Source organism: Pontibacter toksunensis (assembly GCF_042686245.1).
GTDB classification, from domain to species: Bacteria; Bacteroidota; Bacteroidia; order Cytophagales; family Hymenobacteraceae; genus Pontibacter; species Pontibacter toksunensis.
Genome location: NZ_JBHUOX010000004.1, coordinates 252,955 through 274,358, shown reverse-complemented (window position 1 = coordinate 274,358; position 21,404 = coordinate 252,955). Strand labels below are relative to the sequence as shown.

The 21,404-nt window shown below is 50.5% G+C and carries 19 protein-coding genes; 9 read left to right on the top strand and 10 right to left on the bottom strand.

Annotated features, from left to right (window positions below; all coding sequences use genetic code 11):
• Nucleotides 1–3: 3 nt before the first annotated feature.
• Both ACFS7Z_RS07575 and ACFS7Z_RS07570 read right to left on the bottom strand, forming a co-directional pair.
• Nucleotides 4–495 carry an NUDIX hydrolase gene (locus ACFS7Z_RS07575; RefSeq protein ID WP_377482970.1) on the bottom strand — a complete coding sequence of 164 codons (492 nt, stop codon included), beginning with the start codon at nt 493–495 and terminating at the stop codon, nt 4–6.
• A 100-nt stretch (nt 496–595) separates the two neighbouring features.
• Nucleotides 596–1,318 carry a hypothetical protein gene (locus tag ACFS7Z_RS07570; protein ID WP_377482969.1) on the bottom strand — a complete coding sequence of 241 codons (723 nt, stop codon included), beginning with the start codon at nt 1,316–1,318 and terminating at the stop codon, nt 596–598.
• Between the two features lie 346 nt (nt 1,319–1,664).
• Here ACFS7Z_RS07570 and ACFS7Z_RS07565 point away from each other — a divergent pair, with 346 nt between their 5' ends.
• The 3 genes from ACFS7Z_RS07565 (at nt 1,665) to ACFS7Z_RS07555 (ending at nt 7,530) form a co-directional block, all read left to right on the top strand.
• On the top strand, nt 1,665–5,597 hold the full coding sequence (locus ACFS7Z_RS07565) for an AAA domain-containing protein (protein WP_377482966.1): 3,933 nt from the start codon (nt 1,665–1,667) through the stop codon (nt 5,595–5,597).
• A gap of 42 nt (nt 5,598–5,639) precedes the next feature.
• A complete protein-coding gene (locus ACFS7Z_RS07560) occupies nt 5,640–6,500 on the top strand; it encodes a hypothetical protein (RefSeq protein ID WP_377482964.1) in 861 nt (286 codons plus the stop codon).
• A 157-nt stretch (nt 6,501–6,657) separates the two neighbouring features.
• A complete protein-coding gene (locus ACFS7Z_RS07555) occupies nt 6,658–7,530 on the top strand; it encodes an SDR family oxidoreductase (protein WP_377482962.1) in 873 nt (290 codons plus the stop codon).
• A gap of 121 nt (nt 7,531–7,651) precedes the next feature.
• Here ACFS7Z_RS07555 and ACFS7Z_RS07550 read toward each other — a convergent pair whose 3' ends face one another.
• Complete coding sequence (locus ACFS7Z_RS07550; RefSeq protein WP_377482960.1) at nt 7,652–9,322, bottom strand: hypothetical protein; 1,671 nt, start codon at nt 9,320–9,322, stop codon at nt 7,652–7,654.
• Nucleotides 9,323–9,332: 10 nt separating this feature from the next.
• On the opposite strand from ACFS7Z_RS07550, the gene ACFS7Z_RS07545 reads away from it, so the two are divergent.
• Both ACFS7Z_RS07545 and ACFS7Z_RS07540 read left to right on the top strand, forming a co-directional pair.
• Nucleotides 9,333–9,752: a hypothetical protein gene (locus ACFS7Z_RS07545; protein ID WP_377482958.1), complete on the top strand. Its 420-nt coding sequence runs from the start codon at nt 9,333–9,335 to the stop codon at nt 9,750–9,752.
• A 467-nt stretch (nt 9,753–10,219) separates the two neighbouring features.
• Nucleotides 10,220–10,411 carry a cold-shock protein gene (locus ACFS7Z_RS07540; RefSeq protein WP_115565521.1) on the top strand — a complete coding sequence of 64 codons (192 nt, stop codon included), beginning with the start codon at nt 10,220–10,222 and terminating at the stop codon, nt 10,409–10,411.
• Nucleotides 10,412–10,461: 50 nt separating this feature from the next.
• On the opposite strand, the gene ACFS7Z_RS07535 is transcribed toward ACFS7Z_RS07540, so the two are convergent.
• The 3 genes from ACFS7Z_RS07535 to ricT form a co-directional block, all read right to left on the bottom strand.
• Nucleotides 10,462–11,568 carry an endonuclease/exonuclease/phosphatase family protein gene (locus ACFS7Z_RS07535; protein WP_377482956.1) on the bottom strand — a complete coding sequence of 369 codons (1,107 nt, stop codon included), beginning with the start codon at nt 11,566–11,568 and terminating at the stop codon, nt 10,462–10,464.
• 188 nt (nt 11,569–11,756) lie between these two features.
• The gene (locus tag ACFS7Z_RS07530; protein WP_377482955.1) at nt 11,757–12,233 is read right to left on the bottom strand and encodes a gliding motility lipoprotein GldH; all 477 of its coding nucleotides are present in this window, start codon (nt 12,231–12,233) and stop codon (nt 11,757–11,759) included.
• Nucleotides 12,226–13,644, bottom strand: a complete 1,419-nt coding sequence (ricT, locus tag ACFS7Z_RS07525; RefSeq protein WP_377482953.1) for a PSP1 domain-containing protein — start codon at nt 13,642–13,644, stop codon at nt 12,226–12,228. The genes ACFS7Z_RS07530 and ricT overlap by 8 nt, the downstream gene beginning before the upstream one ends.
• Before the next feature lie 327 nt (nt 13,645–13,971).
• On the opposite strand from ricT, the gene ACFS7Z_RS07520 reads away from it, so the two are divergent.
• Entirely contained in the window at nt 13,972–15,393 is a 1,422-nt protein-coding gene (locus ACFS7Z_RS07520) for a lipopolysaccharide biosynthesis protein (RefSeq protein ID WP_377482951.1), read from the top strand.
• A gap of 308 nt (nt 15,394–15,701) precedes the next feature.
• Nucleotides 15,702–16,424: a hypothetical protein gene (locus tag ACFS7Z_RS07515; RefSeq protein WP_377482949.1), complete on the top strand. Its 723-nt coding sequence runs from the start codon at nt 15,702–15,704 to the stop codon at nt 16,422–16,424.
• 42 nt (nt 16,425–16,466) lie between these two features.
• On the opposite strand, the gene ACFS7Z_RS07510 is transcribed toward ACFS7Z_RS07515, so the two are convergent.
• Nucleotides 16,467–17,624, bottom strand: a complete 1,158-nt coding sequence (locus ACFS7Z_RS07510) for a zinc-dependent alcohol dehydrogenase (RefSeq protein ID WP_377482947.1) — start codon at nt 17,622–17,624, stop codon at nt 16,467–16,469.
• 122 nt (nt 17,625–17,746) lie between these two features.
• On the opposite strand from ACFS7Z_RS07510, the gene ACFS7Z_RS07505 reads away from it, so the two are divergent.
• Nucleotides 17,747–18,682 carry a GNAT family N-acetyltransferase gene (locus ACFS7Z_RS07505; RefSeq protein WP_377482945.1) on the top strand — a complete coding sequence of 312 codons (936 nt, stop codon included), beginning with the start codon at nt 17,747–17,749 and terminating at the stop codon, nt 18,680–18,682.
• A gap of 156 nt (nt 18,683–18,838) precedes the next feature.
• Nucleotides 18,839–19,168 carry a DMT family transporter gene (locus tag ACFS7Z_RS07500; protein ID WP_449301447.1) on the top strand — a complete coding sequence of 110 codons (330 nt, stop codon included), beginning with the start codon at nt 18,839–18,841 and terminating at the stop codon, nt 19,166–19,168.
• Nucleotides 19,169–19,173: 5 nt separating this feature from the next.
• On the opposite strand, the gene ACFS7Z_RS07495 is transcribed toward ACFS7Z_RS07500, so the two are convergent.
• The 3 genes from ACFS7Z_RS07495 to ACFS7Z_RS07485 are packed head-to-tail and all read right to left on the bottom strand — an operon-like array spanning nt 19,174 to nt 21,404.
• Nucleotides 19,174–20,004: a hypothetical protein gene (locus ACFS7Z_RS07495; protein ID WP_377482943.1), complete on the bottom strand. Its 831-nt coding sequence runs from the start codon at nt 20,002–20,004 to the stop codon at nt 19,174–19,176.
• Entirely contained in the window at nt 19,994–20,764 is a 771-nt protein-coding gene (locus ACFS7Z_RS07490) for a UDP-2,3-diacylglucosamine diphosphatase (RefSeq protein ID WP_377482941.1), read from the bottom strand. The genes ACFS7Z_RS07495 and ACFS7Z_RS07490 overlap by 11 nt, the downstream gene beginning before the upstream one ends.
• Nucleotides 20,748–21,404, bottom strand: a complete 657-nt coding sequence (locus tag ACFS7Z_RS07485) for a LutC/YkgG family protein (protein ID WP_377482939.1) — start codon at nt 21,402–21,404, stop codon at nt 20,748–20,750. Before ACFS7Z_RS07485 ends, ACFS7Z_RS07490 begins: the two co-directional genes overlap by 17 nt.

Sequence of the window (21,404 nt, the reverse complement as noted above, 5' to 3'; positions counted from 1 at the left end):
TGGTTAGCCTCCACTTTGCAATGCCTTGATCAAGCGCGCCGCTTTTTCAAGTGCCTGCCTTTCAGTCTTGAATGTGAGCATCGTTATTGCCTCGCCAATTGAGACCCATCGCGCCTCATTTACTTCCCTGTCATGATCCTGTACCTGCCCCGACAGGTAACGCAGCAGGAAGAAATGAACAAACTTGTGAAAGCGTACCCGCTGCCTGCCCTTGTTGCCGACGTACCAGTACTCGATGGTTTCAATCCGTTGGAGCAGTTCGGTCTCAATGCCGGCTTCCTCCCGTACTTCGCGCACAGCCGTTACCTCTGGTGTTTCGCCTGCATCCACCAGGCCTTTGGGCAGCTGCCATCGCTTTTCAGGACCAACAGAAATCAATGCAACTTCTATACCTGGGGAGGAAATTCTGAAGGCAACGCCACCCGACGAAACCTGTTCAAGTGTTGGCCGTTTAGGGGCATTGTCCGGAAAAAGGCTAAGTTGTTCTTTTGGCATAGGCAGGTAAAAGCAAAATGCTGAATCAACTCAGCTTTGTTGTGCAGAACTTGCCGGGAGCTATGAATGCCGCGGCCTGTGCGTCACTACACAGCACAGACTAACGCTTTATTTCACTTCTTTTATTAGCTGGGAAAAGGAAAGTAATGAATAAAATGCTGCTCAGGACAAATTCCTGCATCTCCCATTTTTCACCTTCCCTGATGATCCATACGCTGGAGAAAGCAAGAAAGTAGATGACGCTTTGCGTGGCAGTAGGAACAGGAAACATAAAGGTCTCTACTAAGTTTCTAAAGCGGTTTACGTGGCGGTATAACATATTAAAGCCAAGATAATAAATAAAAACACACGTGTACAGCACCTTCCCGAAGAGGAGCTTATTTACATCAATACCATCCTTCCGGATATTGTGAAAAGTAAACTCCTCCTGAAAGTTTATTGCCCGCAGATCTTCAGGCGTAGCGAAGCCAATGATGCGCTGGCCCCACGAAATTTCTTCACCAAAGCCTAAAAAGAACAAAGTTGCCGTTGCATAGAAGAACACCTTCGGCAGCTTACCGGTCACAGCCGAAGCTCTGTTGAAGCATAAAACAGACGTTGCCAGTAAGAATGCGGCCGTCATATATTCTATGTAACCATCTTCTGCTGTATAAGTAATGTATAGGTCTGCGTTGAGGAATGACAACACAATGGCAATAAGAATGTGTACGATCGTAAACGCAAACAGCACTGCGCTTAAAAGTACCGTACCGTTTATAGAGTAGGGAGTGTGGTTTTCTTCAGGCGATAGAACCTGTTTTTCGAGTGTAAGTGACTTTTTCATAGTATTTGGTGGCAGCAAAGTGGATATGCAGGTAAATTGCTAGAGGCAGGCGCACTGACGGGGGAGGGACTTACTAAATTAGTGTGATTTTTATATATTTTACGATTATTCGCAGGTTATGTTTCCTTGTCAAAAGCTTGTTTCTAATCAGCCATATCAGGAAGTTAGGTACAGCGCTGTATGTAAACATGTTAACTGTAATTCAACCTTCAGAGATGAAGGTTATATCTGAACAGGTTAAAACCTGCTGCCATTTACTTACTTCCATCTCAGCCTATTTCATACTAATTTGCTGCTTTCTCCATAGACTATCGTTAACATATCACCGTTAACGGGACAGCGATACATGAAAGACATCCTTAAAAACTACCGACGAAGGCTACTCAACCTGGGCTCCAGCAATAGAGCCCTGTTGCTGCTGCGCCTGTCGCGGGAAATGCACCTGGATGTAGAGGAGTTAGATTTCCTGAACAACAAGCCCGCCTTTGCTGTGCTGGAAAACCTGCTGTCCGGCAAAAAAAGCGTTTCGCTTAGCCCTTACGCCGACAGCCGTCATGCACCCGTTGCCCCGGTTAGCCAGCGGCTGCGTTACATCCGGCGCAAAGCTGAGATGGTGTTTGAGGAGCGAGGCAGCAAGGAACTGTACATCGGCTGGCCCTTTGTCCATGGCAAATTCTCTGACGGCACAACCGTGCGTTGCCCGCTGCTGTTTTTCCCGGTCCGGTTGCAGGTAAATGGAGCGCAGGAATGGGAGATAATGCCCGATGCCTCGCAGCCGCCGCAGTTTAACCAAAGCTTTCTGCTGGCCTATGCGCACTACATGGGCGTGCCGCTGGTAGAGCCACTCACCGAGCTTGACCTGAGCACGCTGCCGCGCCACCCTTTGGAGTTCCGCACGCAAATCTATGAGTTGCTGAAGCTGCACCAGCTGTCCATTAATGTGGGGCGTGAGTTTTTTACAGATAAGCTGAAGCCTTTCCGGGACTATAAAAAAGCAGAGTTTGAGCAGGATCTGGAGCCGGGGCAACTGCACCTGGAGCAGGAGGCTGTGCTGGGCATTTACCCGCAGGCAGCCTCTTACCTGCTTTCTGACTATGATGAACTGCTGGAGCAGGATAATCTACAGGACATGGCGGACTTGTTTGCACCACCTGCTGAAGTCGCCAGCACAACTGCCCAGGCGCAGCAAACCTTTACCGTGTTCGATATGGATGCCTCGCAGGAGGCCGCACTCCAGGCAGTAAAACAGGGAAAGTCGCTGGTGGTGCAGGGGCCGCCGGGCACTGGTAAATCGCAGCTGATTTGTAACCTTGTGTCTGATTTTACAGCCAGAGGGAAGAAGGTGCTGGTGGTAAGCCAGAAGCGGGCTGCCTTAGATGTAGTGCACCAGCGCCTGGCGCAGAAAGGCCTGGATGCCTTTGCTGCCCTTGTGCATGATATAAACGCAGACCGCAGCAGCATTTACAAGCTGCTGCTGCATCAGATTGAGGCCTTGGATGAGTATAAAAAGCAGAACCTCGCCCTCAATAGCATCTACACCGACCGCCGCTTTCTGGAAGTGAGCCGCGGCATTAACCGCTGCACAGAGAAGCTCGAAGCCTTCAAAAAGGCGCTCTTTGACACGAGTCGCTGTGGCTGGTCTCCAAAAGAGCTGTACCTGCGCAGCAGCCTGCAGCAGTCCTACATGGCGCTTCCTGTTTACAGGCATTTCAATGCTGCCGCTGTAGCAGAATTTTTGCCACGCCTGCGGCAGTACCTGCAGGAAGATATCCCTTTTGAGCAGGACGATTTTGTATGGCGGGAGCGGCATAGTATGAAAGATTACGGCTGGCCGCAGCGGCAGGAACTGGAGCAAACCATTAAAGAGCTGCCCGCGCAATACGCGGAACTGCGGCAGAAGGTGATCAGCCTGAGTGGGTACGACTTTGCATTAAACGATCTGGCCCGGTTTGGGGCCGCGCTGCCAACCATTGCCGGGTTGCAAAAGCTGCTGCAGCAGCCAGAGGTTTTGCCCACGGTGCAGGAACTCCTAAACGGAAAGGCAAAGGCAGATGACCTGAAGCAACAGCTGGGAAGGCTAAAGGATATCTACCAGGCAACGCCTGCGCCTGACGCTACCATTCCGGCCTTACAGTTGCCCGCTTTAAAGAAAGCCATTGCAGCCTATAACGAGCAGCGTGGGCAATGGCTGAAAAGCATCGGCTGGTATTTTTCTCAGGACAAGAAAATACTGCAGGAGGCACTGGCACTGTATCAGCAGGAACTGAACGAGGTGCATGTGGCCCAGTTGCAGCAGCGGCTGGCCCTGCGGCAGGAGGCAGGGGAACAGTTGCAGCAGCTAAACAAAAGCATTCACTACAAACTGCAGATTACCGACTCCAAGACGCAGATACTGCAAAAGCTGGAGGAAGCAGAGCAAGCACTTTCTGCCTACAAGCAGCTTCGCCAACTGTACCAAGATAAAATACTGGAGGAGAAGCAAGTCAAGAAAGTAGACCTGGTAGAGCACCTGCAGGCACTGAGCGAATGTATACATGCTGCTATCGCCAGGAACAAGGCATGGCTGCAATGGCTGCCGGAAGTGCAGGTCGAAAGGCTGGTTGAAGATGAAACCTATGGTGCTAAGCTGCTGCAGGCTTTGCAAAAGCACTTCGAGCCTCTGGTAGCTCACGATACTGTTTATGCCGCGCTTACAAAGCCGGAGCGGGAGGTGGCGCAGCTCCTGCTCGACAATGGCCGGAAATCTGCTGAGGAAGCAGAGGTCCTGTTCCTGAACAGCCTGTATCTTGCCTGGCTGCATGAACTGGAAGCAGAGCACCCGGAACTGCGTATGCCATCGAGCGGCGAGTTGGAGCAGTTGGAGAAGGAGCTGCAGGGCCTGCTGCAGGAGAAAAAGGACCTGAGCCAGGAGATTGTGTTGTCGCAGTTGCGGGAGCAGACCTACAGCCACATGGAGCACAACCGCCTGGGCAATGCCGTGACGTACCGCCGGCTGCAGGCGCAGGTGAGCAAGAAGCGCAGCCTGTATCCTATCCGCAAACTGTTCTCGCTTTTCTCTGAGGAGATGCTGGACCTGGTGCCTTGCTGGCTGGCTTCCCCTGAAACGGTATCGGCGGTGCTGCCGCTGGAGCAATGCTTTGACCTGGTTATTTTTGACGAGGCCTCCCAGTGTTTTGCTGAGACAGGCTTGCCAGCCATGCAACGCGGGAAACAGATGGTAATAGCCGGCGACGAGCAGCAGTTAAAACCGTCGGACTTGTACCGGGCCCGCTGGAGCGCTTCAGAAGTGGAAGAGGTGGAGGAACTGTCTGCTGAGTCGTTGCTGCAGCTGAGTAGCCTTTATTTGCCTCAGACGATGCTCACGCAGCATTACCGCAGCCGCTATCCGGAACTTATTGAGTTCTCAAACCGCCACTTTTACCGCCACAAACTGGAGCTGATCCCGGAACTGCAGGATGCCAACGCCCGCACCCCGGCTATTAAGTTTGTGAAGGTGTATGGGCTGTGGCAGGATAACGCCAACCTGCCGGAGGCAGAACGGGTGGTAGAGTTGATAGTACAGCTGCTACAGGCAGGGCAGGAGGACGTAGGTGTTATCACCTTCAACTACACCCAGCAAATGCTGGTACAGGACCTGCTGGAGGACAAGGCGCAGGAGCAGGGAGTAGTGGTGCCGGCCTCGGTGCTAGTGAAAAACATTGAAAACATACAGGGAGACGAAAAAGAGGTCATTATACTTTCGATAGGTTATGCTCCCGACGCGCAGGGGCGAATGGCAATGCAGTTTGGTAGCCTGAACCAGGCGGGAGGGGAGAATCGCCTGAACGTGGCCATTACCCGCGCAAAGCAGCAGATAATGGTAGTAAGCAGTATCAGGGCAGAGCAATTGCAGGTTGACAACACGCTGCACCCGGGGCCAAAGCTCCTGCAGGCCTACCTGCAGTATGCCCAGCAGGTGAGCCGGCGGTACTTCGAGTACAGGCCAAAGCAGGCTGCTCTTGCCTCACAAGTACCCATGCTGAAAGACTGGCTACAGCAGGGATCAGCCTTGCTGCAGCAGGAGGTTCCGTTTGCGGACCTGACACAGGTGCAGAACCAGCAGTACACTGGTGTCGTGCTGACGGATGATGATTTGTACTATAGCCATTTTTCCGTGCGGCACTCGCACGCTGATGTTCCCCAATTGCTACAGCAGCGCCACTGGCCTTATATAAAAGTATACAGCCGCCAGTTCTGGGCAGACCGGGAGGAGGTGCTGCGCAGGTTAGCGCCTGCTTAAACTCAAAGCAGGTTTTGCCCCTGCCATCAAGCCAATTATTACATGCTGATTAAACTGTTTACAGTGTATGTTTACCTGCAAGCCATGTTCTGTGGCTGTGGCTCCGACAGGCGCAACAGCGATTTTGTGCGCCTGCGGAAAAATTTCGACGTAAAGGTGGAAAAGCTGGCGCGTTTGGACAGCCGCATTCCCGAAAGTTCCGGCCTTGCTTTCGCTTCTGACAGCACTTTCTGGACCCATTCGGATGGTGGATCATTGAATGAGCTATACCTGTTTAACCTAGATGGGGATCTGCTTCAAACGGTGCCGTTGCAGGTGCCAAACAGGGACTGGGAAGATCTGACGGAAGACGGGCAGGGGCAGCTTTATATCGGGGACTTTGGCAACAACGCCAACAACCGCCGCGACCTGCAGGTGTATAAAGTGCAGCCGGAGACGAAAGTGATAGCGGACACCATTCGTTTTAGTTATGCCGATCAGGTTGAATTCCCGCCGGCACGCCCCGAACACCACTACGACCTCGAAGCTTTCTTTTACCATGCAGATAGCCTTTACCTTTTCACCAAGAGCCGTGCCCTGCGCAAAACAATAACGAAACGCTACAGCCTGCCCGCAAAAGGAGGGAAGTATAGTTTAGCGCCCCGGGAAGAACTGCCTGTAAAATCGCCGATAACAGCGGCTGCCGTTTCCCCGGCTCAGGACCAGTTTGCGCTGTTAGGTTATGGCCGGTTATACCTCTTTGAGATGGAGAACGGCCGTGTTAACTTCAATGGTAAACGCAGCTGCCTGCCCTTAGGCAAAACAGGCCAGGCCGAAGCAGTGCTCTATCTCTCACCAAACCAACTACTCATCACCAACGAAAACGGGAAAGTGTACCGGGTAACGCTAAACAGAAAAGAGTAAGCGTTACCTGCACGCGCCAAAAAGCCTGCTTTTATCTTTTCCTGTATCCGGTGCTTCAGCTAAATTAATAAATTGAGCCTGATGACTTTTGCGCACAAGACCAATCAACATCCCTGAAATAGCCGTAAGAGGAATAAAAACGCTAAGAAACAAAACTATGCATAAGACAATACTGGTAACGGGCGCTACGGGCACCGTTGGAAAAGAGGTGGCCATTCAGCTCTCTATGACAGATGATATACGGGTAAGGGCCGGGGTGCATTCCATTATAAAAGGGGAAAACCTGAAGCGCCTGCCAGGTGTGGAAGTGGTTGAGATGGACTTCAAAGACAAGAACTCACTACATGCCGCTTTCACGCATGCAGATAAAGTTTTTATGGTAACGCCTTTTACAAGCGACCAGGTGGAAATGGCCAAAGCACTGGTGGACGAGGCGAAGAAAGCAGATGCAAAGCATCTGGTAAAGCTATCGGTTATAAAGGCTGATACAGAACAGGGACTTATGCTTGCGCGCTGGCACAGGGAGATAGAGCAGTACATTGAGGACAGCGGTATCCCTTACACGTTCCTACGGCCATCTTCTTTTATGCAGAACTTCATTAACTACGATGCTGCAAGTATCAGGAACGAAGGCAGGTTCTACCATTCGACCGGCCATGGTAAGATAGCGTGTATTGATGTGCGCGATATTGCCGCAGTTGCGGTGGAGGTGCTGCTGGGTTCAGGCCACGAAGGAAAAGCATACGAGCTCACCGGGCCGGAGTCAATTTCGAACCAGGAAGCAGCACAGATAATTAGTGATGTAACCGGTTCGCCGGTGCAGTATGTGGATGTGCCGGCAGATGCTGCCAGAAATGCTATGCTGGAGAACCAGATGCCCGAGTGGATGGTGAATGCCATGCTGGAACTGGAGAGCGCTTATAGTGAAGGACGCTTCAGCAACACAACGCATACGGTACAGCAACTCACCAGCCGCACTCCTCACTCTTTCCGGCAGTTCGTGAAAGACCACCAGGATAGCTTTGAGTAAGAAGGCGCAATTCCTTTTTACTGAAAATATGCTATAGCGCCTCTTGCCCGGCACCGGTAATAAGAAAGCCACCCCCAATGAAGGAGTGGCTTTCTGTTATATACTATAATATGTGACTAATCTATTCTCTGTCCATATCCCGGTAGCGGTCGCTGCGTCGGGTTTCATAGCGGCCCTGGTCACCGCCTCTGTTAGAGGAACTACTTCCACCTTGGTTGCTGCCGCCCTGGCCACGATAGTTCTCGCGTGAGCTGGAACCCTGGTTATCGCTGTAGTAAGACGTGCTGCTGTCCATAGAGCCATAACGACTCTGGTCGCCGCCACGGCCACCCTGGTTGTAGCCACCTTCGCGGTAACTGCCTGAACCGTAGCCGTAGCCACCGCTCATGCCACGGTCTCTGTTGCTATCGCCGTAACCACCTCTGTCTGATGAACCAGAGCCATAGCTGCCGCCTCTGTTAGAGGAATAGCCGCCACCTGCACCTGAACTGGAGCCATAAGAGCCGTATCCGCCTTGGCCATAGTCGCTGCCCTGAGAGCCGAACCTAGCAGAAGAACGATTGCTGTCGCCATACTCATCGTTGTAAGAGCCGCCTCTGGAGCCACCGTAGCCGCCCTGGCTGCTGTAGCCGCCCTGCATAGAGCTCTGTGAGTCATAACCTCTTGATGAGCCCTGGCTATCGTTGTCATACTCGCTCATGCCTCTTGAAGAGCCGTAGCCCATAGAGCCATAGCGGTCTCTGTCGCCGTAGTTACCGCTGCCAGAACCTCTGGATGTGCCGGAACCAGTGAAGCTAGAGCCTGAACCACCCTGGCCTGAGCCGTAGCCACCTTGTGAGCCGTATTCCTGCGAAGAGGATCCGTAGTTGCCTTGTGAGCCGTAGCCACCCTGGCCGCGTGAGCCCTGCTGGTTATAACGGCCCATGCCGCCCTGGTCGTTCATCATGCCGTAGCTTCTGTTGCGGTCCTGGTCGCCTCCCTGTGAAGATCCGTATCCGCCTTGTGAGCCGTAGCCTCCCTGGCTGGAAGAACCATAGCCACCACCCTGGCTGCCGTAGCCTCCTTGTGAGCTGCTACCTTGTCCGTAGCCTCCCTGTGAGCCATAGCCGCCCTGGCCACCACGGCCACCTTGGTTGCTGCTGGTGTAGCCACCGCCCATGTTACCGAAGTTGCCGCTCTGGCCACTCTCGTAGCTGCCATAGCTGCCTTGCGAGGAGTTACCCTGTGTACCAAAGGCACCGGAAGTGCCGCCAGAAATCATGCCCCCTTGTCGGTCGCCTTCTCTGTCTTGGTAGCCGCCCTGCATGCCGCCGCGGCTGGTGCCATAGTCCTGATCCTGGAACCTTGTGCGGTTGCCTTCCTGGCCACCCTGGTTGCCATAGTTAAAGCCTCCCTGTGAGCCGCTGCTGGACTGAGAACCATAGCCTCCCTGACCTGATCCATAGCCACTTTGCTGTGAGCCCTGTCCTGAAGATCCGTATCCGCCCTGGCCGCCTTGTGAACTGTAGCTACCCTGGCCACCGTAGTTGCCCTGGCTGGAAGAAGAGTAGCCGCTGCCCTGGCCGCCTGAACTGCCCTGTGAGCCATAGTCTCCCTGATACCCATAGCCGCTCTGGCCACCGTAGTTGCTGTTCTGTGATCCGTACCCGTAACCGCCCTGTGAGCCATACCCACTCTGGTTGCCGGAACTCTGGTTACTGCCAGAGCCCTGGTTATAGTTCTGGTTGCCGTAGCTTCCCTGGCCAGTGCTGGTTTGCGAGGTCTGGTCAGAACTGTCGGAGCCGCTACTCATAGATCCGTAGTTGCCATACTCAGAAAGCTGGCCGCGACCGGAATCTGAACTTCCGCTGGACGAGCCTCCTGAAGAGCCACTGCCGCCGGAACCAGAAGAGGTACTGCCCGATGCTGTTGAGCCTGATTTACCGCTTTTGGTATCAGTTGACTTACCCTCTTTCTTAGACGATGAGCCTGACTTCGCTTTTGTGGAAGAAGACTTGGATCCGGAAGCAGAAGTCTTGTTGCTGCTGTCTTTAGATGATGATGAGGAAGAACCAGTCATAGACCCTGAACTCGATCCAGTCCCTGAAGTAGACCCAGAGCCTGAAGTTGATCCGGAGGTAGAACCGGAAGGTGAGCTTGAACTGGAGTCTTTGTTTGCTCCAAATCCGCTGGTGCTACCTGATGATGATGAACTTGGGTTACTGGATGAGCTACCCGATTGATTTGATGATTCGTTTGAGTTTTGATCTTTTTCTGCGTCTTTCATAGTTTGTTCTCCTTAGATTATAGTTTAAAAATTAAGTTTGTTGCAGGCCCCGCATAGGTAAGCCACAGGGGCAGCAGATGTGGCTGATTAATCGTTTTCGTTATACCGGAAAAACAATGTGATTGCGTTGTTTTTTTGGTGTAACTGAACGTCTTAACTATACGAACCACGCGAGACATGGTTATTTCTGGAGCACGCTGCAGCAGGTTGGAACCGGCTGTGATCCGGCGTAGCAAAACGCTGATGTGGCAGGTGCTTCCTGTAATATAAAGTAGTGTTTTATAAATGCAGGGTAATGTGGTGGCAACGTGCGGGCGAAACGCCTAAGTACCTGATGTTGTAATTGTTATTTATTTTTAAAAAGAAGTTAATATATCAGAAGTTATACTTAACTTTGCTTCATTAATTAATTAATTTATTGTAATGAAAACAGGTAAAGTAAAATTCTTCAACGTTTCTAAAGGTTTCGGTTTCATTGTTGCCGATGACACTAACCAAGACATCTTCGTGCATCAGTCTGGTCTGATCCACGAAATTCGCGAGAATGACCGTGTATCTTTCGAAGTGAAGGACGGCAAAAAAGGATTGAATGCAATTAACGTAGAGCGTATCTAGGTTAAAGACATATAGTGCCGTAAGGCAACCATTCCTCTATTTTGACCCGCTCAGTTGAACTGAGCGGGTTTTTTGTTTTCCTGCTCTTCTCTGTTAAGCTCTTTGCCTTTCTCCAGTCCTTCCTGTATCAGTTCGTCTGCCTCTTCCTTGTCATCCTGATCTGCCACAAGGTGCTCCTGTTCTTCCTCATGTTGCGGCTCATAGTTCAGCGTAATGGTAATCGGAAAGTGGTCGGAACCAAATTTTTGCAGCCTTTGCAGGGACACCAGCCTGAACTCAGGACTGTAGAACACGTGGTCCAGGGGGTAGCGGAAAAGGGGCACCAAAGCACTGTAGGTGTTGTAGAAGCCACGGCCTACACGCGGGTCTATCATGCCACTTATTTCTTTGAACAACTTTGTTGTTTTAGACCAGGCCACATCATTCAGGTCACCGGCTACCACGCTGGCATACTTTGTATTCTTCGACTCCTTGGCTACCAGCAAAAGTTCCGCCTCGCGCGTCTCAGTATTTCTCATGAGGCGGGGAGGCTGGGGATGCACTGTGAACAAATCAAACTTCTTACCGCCCGGCAATTCTACCACCGTATAAAAAGATGGAATGCCATCTTCTACTAAAAACCTGATTTCGCTTTCGTGAAGCTTTAGCTTACTCCAGAGCAACATGCCGTAGGTGTTCTCCAGTGGTTTCTTTATGGTATAAGGATAGCGTTTCTCCAGTTCATGGCGTACACTCTCGTACCATGCCTGGTTTGGTTCATTCATCACCAGCATATCCGGATCCTCTTTTAGCACCAGTTGCAGGAACTTCTCATACTTTTTGTTTACCATGCGCACGTTCGCAATCATGAGCGTGAAGGCATTGGCAGGCTTTTGCTGCTTAGTGCGGAGTGCTTCGCATTTAGCCAACGGGGTAAAGTTGTAGATAAACCGTACCTCGTTTAAAATGCCGAGTGTCCACACTATAACCATCGCTGTTTCAGCTGTACCCTCAACTCCGTACATAGCCAGGTAAGCAACCAGAACGATGGTTAGCAGAACGGCTACATGCAGGCGCGGAAAGTCAAGCACTCTTATCCACCACAGAGGGGACTTTATGAGTGGCAGAAAGGAGAAAAGGGTAAATAAAAACCCGAATATAATGAGGGTGCTTTTCATGCTTCTACAGGTACAGATGTGGTGGTATGCTATGTGCATACTAATGCAGGACACCTTTTGTTGCCGCCTCTATTGTTCTGATACAAAATTATAAAAGCTCTTGATAATACCCTGAAAGGGTACAGAATGCAATAGCCCCTGCAGATGCTTCCAATGCTTCTGCAGGGGCTGTATTACATAGAAAATATTTACTCTTGTGCCTGGTCCTTCGCTACTCTTACACCCACAGCTATTATCTGGGGCAGCGGGTCACGGCGCATATACTGTGTTAGCTTCAGTTTATAGGTGCCCGCTTTGCTGAACTTTACGTCATCCAGCGCCAGCGACTGAACATCGTATGTGTCGCTGGAGCCGCTGCCAAGGGGCTGGCCTGTTTTGGAATCCATCAGCAGCAACTCGTGCAGCGAAGAGGATAACTGTGCACTGTCAGGGCCTATAAGCTGGTGACGCAGGTACAGGTTGTAGTAATCGTACTGCAGGTTGTAGCGCACATTAAAGTACACATCATATACCTGGGTCGTGTCCTGTATCTCGAATTCGAAAACCGGCGCATTGTCTATCTGCCAGTTATTCCCGGGCAGCTCCACGTTCTGCTCATACACCCGTCCAGGGTCACAACTTGTCAGTACCAGTGAGGCAGCCACCCACACAAAAGCTTTATGCATCCGTACGTGGTGGTTTATTTGGTTGATCAGGTTTCCTGCCTCTGAAGGGCTTGCGTGAACGCTGCTTTTTAGGCTGCTGCCCATCTGCACCCGCTTGTCCCTGCGGCGGCTGTGCCTGTGATTCAGGTCTTGGTGGCCTGGCAGGTCGTTTTTCCCTTGCCTCGCGGTTGTTGTCCCTGTTTTCGTTAGGCTCCCGGCTCTCCCTGGGCTCCTTGTTTTCTCTTCCATCACGTGGCCCGCGTGCATCTTTGTTGCGGTTTCTGTTCCTGGATGGACGCTGCTTATCGGGTGCCGGTCTTTGTTCGTCTGGCTGTCCCTGCGCTTTCTCCTGCTTTGGCTTTTGCCTCGGCTCCTGTGCTTCGGCCTGTGCTGGCTGGTCCACTGCCCCGGCTGATTTTTTCTTCTTCTTTTTCTTCTTTTTGCTCTTGAACTTGTCATCAAGTCGCTCCAGGTTTCCTTCTACCTGTGCTACAAATTCATTCTGCTTTGGCTCTTCAGGCACCTGCAATAACAGCGCCTCTACGGCAACGCCTTTGGCATTCTGCTCCAGTATCTCCTGCACACGTGCAACTGGTACCGGATACCAGTTGTTGTCTCCCTTATAGCCAAACCACATCATCTTTTTAAAGATGTCTGTTTTCTGAAGCATAGCATCGCCCTGTTGTGTCTGCAATGGCCGGTTCACTGTTGGTATGTCCTTCAGGGCATCCATATAGGTCTCCAACTCATAGTTCAGGCAGCACTTCAGGCGGCCACACTGGCCGGAAAGCTTGCTTGGGTTGAGTGACAGGTTCTGGTAACGCGCCGCTGTGGTAGACACGCTCTTGAAGTCAGTGAGCCAGGTAGAGCAGCAGAGCTCACGGCCACACGAACCGATACCGCCCAGGCGGCCTGCCTCATGGCGCATGCTAATCTGGCGCATTTCTATCCGCACTTTAAACTCCTCTGCCAGCTTCTTAATCAGGTCACGGAAGTCTACACGGTCATCAGCAGAGTAGTAGAAGGTGGCTTTGCTTTTATCGGCCTGGTATTCTACATCCGACAGTTTCATGCGCAGCTTCAGGCTGTGTATAATCTCGCGGCTACGGTACATGGTAGTGGCTTCCATATCGCGCACCTCCTGGAACTTCTCCATGTCACGCTCATTGGCAATGCGGTAAATGGTGCGGATCTCTTCGTTGTTATCCACTTTCTTCTTCAGCATCTGAAGGCGCACCAGTTCGCCTTTCAGCGACACAAAGCCAATGTGGTGGCCGTTAGGCACGTCTACTACCACGGCATCGCCGGTGGTTAACTCCAGCCTGTTGGCATTTCGGAAGAAGTCCTTGCGGCCTCCCTTGAATCTTACTTCTATAATATCAAACTCCTCAAACGACGTTGGTAACTCCATGTCGCTGAGCCAGTCGAACACATTTAAACGATTGCAGCCTCCTGTGCTGCACCCGCCGTTGCTTTTGCAGCCGCTTACGCCGGTGCTGCATCCGCCACTAGAACACGAACTACATCCCACTTTTATATCTCCTTATATAGCTAGGCTATTCTTGTTTTCAAATTCACTTAATTAACAAATATAATAATTTTTCAGGCTTTTATGTGGCAAGCGTTAAAACTACCAAGCATACCAACACACATCAGTTGCTTTTGGTGCAGTGTAGTGGTTGAAAACAATCTTGGCGGGCAAAAACGAAAAAAGGCTGCAGGTAGGGAGAGGCTGGGAATTTAAGTATAATTTTAAGTGATGCTTCGGAAACTTCTCTCACATGCAGCCATCTACGGGCTGGCGGCGCAGGTGCCCCGGTTGGCGGGAGTGTTGGCGCTGCCTGTCATCACACGCTACCTGACCACGTTCGATTACGGTGTGGCAGGAGTTGTAACAGCCTATGTGGGCGCTTTGGGAATCATGCAGTCGCTGGGCTTGTCTGTGTTTATGGTGAACTCCTTTGCCAGACATCCGACACGGTTTAAATGGGTTTGGCGGCAGTTGCACGGTTTTACGCTGCTGTGGTCGGTGGTGTATGGCCTTTTGCTGGGAGCAGTGCTGTATGGGGCCATACCGGACGGGGCCACTGAGAACAGGTGGGAGATTATCTTATTGAATGTTTTGCCTGCCGTGCTCTTTAATAGCACAGAACTTATGGGAGGTCTGTACTACCAGATGCAGCAGCGGCCTTTTCCTGTTGCCATACGTTCTTTTGTAATGGGAACGCTCGTGGTGGCCCTCAACATCTATACCATTGCCTACCTGCGCCTGGGCTATATGGGCTGGTTTTATTCGAACTTTATCGGTGCCGTGGTTGGCTTTCTGGTTTACAGCCCCATGATTTATATCAAAGAGCAAATGGTGCCGATTTTCCGGTTCAGCTGGCAGCGAATTAAAGGGTCGCTGCGGGTATCGCTACATGTCATACCGCATCATTTCTCTTTCTTTCTACTAGACACCTCCGACAGGTTGGTGATGGACGTGCTGCAGGTGCCGCTTCAGAGAATTGGTTTCTATAATATTGCCTCCAGCTTCGGGCTTTACTTTGCTGCTGCTGCCAACGCAGTCGTGCAGGCAGCAAGCCCCATGTACATGCGCCTCTACGCGAAGTCTGTCAGCCGTGAGGCGGCGCTAGAGGCAAGGCAGCTCACCTTCTCGCTGCAGGCACTGTTCCTTTTTGCCACGTTTTTATTAGCACTCTGGATGAAAGAGATATTCGTCCTCCTGATAAAGAATGAGGCGCTTCAGGCGGCTTATCCGTTGGCTATTATCATCTTAATGGGGTATAACTACAGGCCCATGTACTTGGCTGTTATAAACCTGCTGGTCTACAAGGAAAAATCAAAGGTGTTATGGAAAGTCTCGACTGTGGCAGGTATCGCAAACGTTATTCTGAACTTTTTGCTTGTACCATTTTTCGGCATTAAAGCTGCCGCTTTTACCACTTTTGCCTCCTTGATGTATATGGGTTACGCTGGCTATCTGCTGAAGGAGTATAAGTTATTGAAGCAGATTAATCACTATCCATGGTGGTGGCTGTCGCTTACTGTGCTGGCCTTGCTTGTGGTTTACTTTCTGGCTGACGCAGCCGTAGCAGCGAAATTGTCTATCACTGCTGTTTTGGGTTTAGCTGGTCTGGTGCTTTTGATGAACAGAAAGATGAATACAACTGCCGGATGAAGCATCTTTTCTACATACACAGCTATATCACACATTACGTAGCCCTGGAGGTGATAAAACATCATGGTCTGATCCACACAGACTGTGTTTTGATGTATGGGCGAAAGTTCCAGCCGCTTCTTTCGCCTGCAGGTATGCAGCAGGTAGAACTGCCTTTTACACATCATCCCCAAAACAGTTTTGCCTTAGAACGAAAGTTCTGGAGGGGGTGGGAGAAGTTGAACAGGTTTGATTCTTTTGTGAAGAAATTCACGGAAGGGGATAAGTTTAAGATTTACACTAATCAGACCGGCATTGATTTTATCAGGTTGTTCATCAGCCACAAGAATTGCAAGGGATTTAGCCTTCTGGAGGAAGGTATTGCATCTTATTATACTTTAGACAAAGTCAATACTGAAATCTGCCCTTCAGGCAATTCTACAGACTTCTTTAAAATTCTTTTGTTCCTGAACTATCGGGGCAGGCTTACTCCTCAGAAGTGGTTTTATGATACTGGGTATGAACACGTCTATGGTATGTCAGAAGCATCATTTCCAGGCTTTGAACGGAAGGTGAGGTTGCCCTTTCCATTTTACAATAACCTGCCTATGCCAGGCTTTGGTCATATCCTTGTTTTGGATGCCACTGCTGAGTATGGAGTTACCACGCTTAAAAGCACGTTAAGTGCCTTAGCAGAAGCATTACAATATGTGGCTAAACGTGGTGTTGGGAAGCTTTGGGTCAAATATCATCCTGACCAGGCAAACTCTGTAGATACCAGAAAGAGGTATGAGCAAGTGTTTAAAGAGCATTCACAGTTTCTGAAAGTAGAAGAAGTGCCACAGCATGTAAGTCTGGAGTTTGTGGCTGGTAATACAAACAATACGGGTACTGTATTTTATGTCTTTTTGAGCTCAGTAGGCTTGTACGCAGGGCTGTGCGGACGTAAGGTTTACTCTTTTGCTTCCTGCATGTATAGATTTGATTTGCAGTACGAACAACGGGTTCAACGACTGCCGGATGTTTTCAAGGAGAATGTCAAGTTTTTATAACCAGCGGCTCCGGCTGAAGCCGCTGATCACAGAACATGCAGTTTATGGCTTTAGCACCACCTTCACACAGTTGTCTTCTTTCTTGTTGAAGATATCATATGCGTGGGAGGCTTGCTCCAGCGGCAGTGTGTGCGTGATGATATCATCTAGCACAATTTTGCCCTGATCTACCCAACCATACAACTCGTCTGCAAAGAATTGTACCGGTGCCTGACCAGTTTTAATAGTTAGACCTTTGTCGAAGATCTGGTGCCACGGGAAGTTGTCAAATGGAGTTCCGTAAACGCCTACTACTGAAACGATACCACCCCGGCGCACAGCACTTAAGCACATTCTCAGCGCATTAATAGTACCTTTTTCCATATGAAGAACTGACAGGGCACGATCTAAAATTGATTTATCGGCTTCCATACCCACAGCGTCGATACATACATCAGCACCGCGTCCTCCGGTCATCTCCCGGATGGCTTCGACTGCATCTACATTCTTCAGGTTGATGGTTTCTGATTTGGCTGAGCGTCGTGCCATGTCCAGACGGTAGTCTTCGAGGTCGATGCCTATCACCCTTTTAGCGCCTTTGATCCAGGCAACCTTCTGCGCCATCAGGCCCACCGGGCCGCAGCCAAACACTGCTACCGTTTCGCCGCCTTTTACTTCACCCCAATGCACAGCCGAGTAGCCGGTCGGGAAGATATCTGTCAGGAAGAGTACCTGTTCATCCGTGAATTGGTCAGAAATTTTAACCGGTCCCACATCAGCAAACGGGACACGTACATATTCAGCCTGCCCGCCTGCATAGCCACCATATAAGTCAGTGTAGCCATATAACGCAGCGCCTTTTTCAGACAATATGCCGCCTTCAGGGCCATAATGCTCCGGGTTAGAATTCTCACAGTGTGGGTAATGCCCGTGCTGGCAAAAGAAGCAGCTGCCGCAGGAAATAGGAAAAGGCACGATGACCCTATCACCTTTTTTTATGTTTTTCACCTGTGCACCGGTTTCCTCTACCACTCCCATAAATTCGTGCCCCATCACCATATTGCCTAACTGCGGTATCATGCCGTTATAAATGTGAAGATCGGAGCCGCAAATGGCGGTAGAGGTAACACGGATAATCGCATCGCGCGGATCAAGAATGATTGGGTCATCTACATTGTCCACCCGGATGTCTTTTAATTTGTGAAATACTGCTGCTTTCATAGTGTATGTTTTAGTTAAGAATGATGCCTTGCCAGATGCTCTGGCAATTATATGTGTAGGTATTAGTAACGGTTAAGGCATTGGAGTAGTTATAAACACGTGCTAGCCACACATATAAGTGTATGCTATTCAACTTTTCTGTAGATGGCCGTAAACAAACCAAACACATTTATGCTACTGTAGAAATGCCAGACTTTCGATTTACCTTTCTCACTGAAAAAGAGCTGCCTGAACTGCACGATACCTTTCTGCAGGCGTTTGCAGATTACCTTGTCCCTATTCAATTGAGTTCGGATCAGTTTAAAGCTAAAATAAAGCGGGAAGGGATAACCCCTTCTTTTTGTGTAGCGGCATACGCAGGCACCGAAATGGCTGGCTTCATACTGACTGGTTTAGGAGAGTGGCATGGGAAGCCCACTGCCTATAATGCCGGAACAGGGGTGCTGCCGCAGTACAGGGGATACAATCTCGCACAGCAATTGTACGCATTTTTGTTGCCAAAGCTGAGAGAGAGCGGAGTAGAGCAGTGCCTGCTGGAGGTTATTCAGGAGAATGCACCTGCGCTCAGAGCCTACAAAGCCGTGGGTTTCAATAAGACGCGTTCCCTGGATCTGCTCAGGGCCCAGAAGGCAGAACTGCTGCTGAAGGAAGGGGAACCTGATACTGCTGTGGCCATTGATGCTGTTAGTAAACCTGACTGGAGGACTTATGTCCATTTTTGGGATGCAGAACCATCCTGGCAGAATACGGCAGAGGCAATTAAAAGAAGCCCTGACGAGAAGGTGATGCTGGAAGCGCGAAATGAAGAGCAGGAGGTTGTCGGCTATATTATACTTTTCCCGAACGCTGGTTCTGTGGCTCAATTTGCCGTTGACAAGCGAAGCCGTGGTAAGGGAATCGGCACAGCGCTGCTACGCGAGGCCGTTGAACTGACAAAGGTAACTTCTCTGATGTTCGTGAACATCGACAGTACATCCACTTCGCTTCTATCATACCTGGAGCGGCGCCACTTCAGGCATGTGCTCAGCCAATATGAGATGCTGCTACCTATAGTGTAATTTTAGTGAGTTTCAAAAGCAGGATAACAGAAATCGGTTCAGAACGGCTTTAGAAGGTACCTATGATGCACTTATTTCCCTGTATTGGTATGAGTAACAGAAAGACCTGCCGCATCAATTCAGTATCTTTGCTCCCCAATTAACTGTTGATTTAAGATGAATATAGCGTGGATATACCTGATCTTAGCCGGTATTTGTGAAATAGGCTGGGCATTCGGACTGAAGTATAGTGAGGGCTTTACAAAAGTTGGAGTAAGTGTCGTAACCGTGATTGTGATGATACTGAGCTTTGTGCTGCTGTCGCAGGCGATGAAACACTTGCCCCTGGGCACGGCCTACGGTATCTGGACGGGCATTGGGGCAGCGGGCACAGCTATTCTGGGTATTGTATTCCTCAACGAGCCGCGCGACTTTATTCGTATTTTTTGTATACTACTGATTATAGCCGGAGTAGTAGGGCTGAAGGTGTTTTCAGGCGCTAAGTAAAGCTGTTACTGCCAAAAGTATATGTCTGCCTTGTCCTTTGTAAAGAGATATAGCTGTTTGTCTCCTACCAGTGCTGTTCTATAGGAGTTTTTCTCCGGCAGTGCAACAGTCTGTTTTTCGGAAGTGTACAGGTCGTAAAAAGTCAGCTGCCCATCCTGCACAAAATATAGTTCATTTCCCCGGAAGCCAACATAAGCAAGGCCTTTAATAGGAATGCTTTTCTTGTAGTTGCCCAGGTTGTCAAACACATAAACGCCGTTGTTGTAGTCCAGCAGGTACAGCATGTTCTGATATTCCCGCAGCTGGCGCACATCGAAGCGCTCCCTATCCAGTATAAGGTTGAGGGGCGTTTCAACTGTTACTTTGCGCAGGCGCAGGTCCAGTTTACTCAGCGTCAGGTTTGTTTCATCAAAGAGCCAGAAACTGTCATCTGCGGAAAGCGTGGCTGCCTTGGCAATTCCCTCATAGTTCAAGTCGCTCAGACCAGTGCTGCTGATAGGGCGCAGGAACCGGTCCAGCAAAAGCAGCGACTGCCTGTCTTCATAAAAGAGCAGCACCTTCATCGGGTTCCAGGCTTCTACGGTGCTGATGCGCCCCCGGGTGGGAGGGGAGAAGGTATCCAAAGGGCGCCCCATTGCATCGAGGCGGAGGAGGTTGCGCAGCGGGTCCAGGATGTATACGTGGCCGTTGCGGTCCTGGGAGATACTGGTAGGAGAGCTAAGCGGGACGCTGTGGCTGTAAACCAGCTGGCGAGCATCTGCCTGCTGGGCAAACAGATGCTGTGGTGCCAGGAAAAGCACCATCAGGAAAAAGCATATAGTTGCGTTAGCCTTCAAAGGTCTTTAGTTGTAATGTTTCTCCGTCGTATACAGCATAGGTGCAAAAATTGACCCATTCTCCTAAGTTCAAATAGCGGCTGCTGTCGCCGATGGGCAGGTCGAGGGGCAAGTGGCGGTGACCGAAGATATAGTAGTCGTGGTGCTGCTCTTTCTCTACCTCTTTGCAATGCTGCACCAGCCACTCCTCGTCACCTAAAAAAGGCTCGTCTTTCTGAATGTTGCGGATACGGCTTTTCCTGGACCACATGCTGGCCACACCAATCCCTAAGTTAGGGTGTACCCGCGCAAAAAGCCATTGGCAGGCCTTGTTATCAAACACCCGCTTCAGCAGTTTGTAGGTATGGTCGCCGGGACCAAGTCCATCACCATGCCCTATGTAAAATGTCTTGTTACCGAAAGTAGTAGAAATAGGCTCACGCAGTACCGGCACATTCAGTTCTTTCGGAAAGTAATCAAACATCCACATGTCGTGGTTGCCCGTGAAAAGGAGCACCGGAATACCAGCATCCGTCAGTTCTGCCAGTTTGCCCTGCAGCCTGGTAAAGCCTTTCGGGATGGCATGCTTATACTCAAACCAGAAGTCGAAGATATCACCGACCAGAAGTACAGCTGCCGCATCCTGCCGCGCCATCTCCAGCCAGCGTACAATCTTCTTCTCTCTTGCTTTGCTGGTTTCAGCGTCGGGCACGCCTAAATGGAAATCGGAGGCAAAGTATACTTTCTTACCTGGTGAAAGCTTGTTAATTCGGAATGTCATCAATCAGGAACAGAACTAGCTGCTTCGGGCCGTGGGCACCCATTACCAGCGTCTTCTCAATGTCGGCTGTTCGGCTCGGCCCACTCACCATCGAAACCATGGATGGGAAGTTGTTTTCTTTATACTTGTTACGGAGGCGTTGCAAAGCATCCTTTATGTCCGGCACCAACTGACTGGCCTGTGCCACCACCATGTGCGTGGAGGGGTAAATGCTCAGTCTGCGGCCTCCGGCATTGGCAGAGCTCACAAGAAGGCTTCCTGTGCGGGTTATCAGCGATTCGCAGGTTGTGAGGCTAGCCTCTGCGTCATTCACAAAGGTATCTTCGTTTTCGCTGAACTCGATGCCTGCGTACTGCAAGGCAGTCTGGAGGTTGCGCTCCCATACGTAAAGGTGCTGGAGGTTCTGCTCTTTCTTGTAAACGTAGAGCTGGTCGAAGAAATCCTCCTGGTTCTCACAGTACACAAACTTGCCGCTGTTACGGATAAAGTTTTCTGCAAAAACGATGGACATATCCTCTAAAGGCACCACCGGGTGCAGCGGGGATGTGAAGTCAGGGGTAGGAGGCAGAAAAGGCGCTGACTTAGCCAGCGCCTCTCTTACTCTTCTTAACACTATTTCTTTAGATTTTGCTTCGTACAT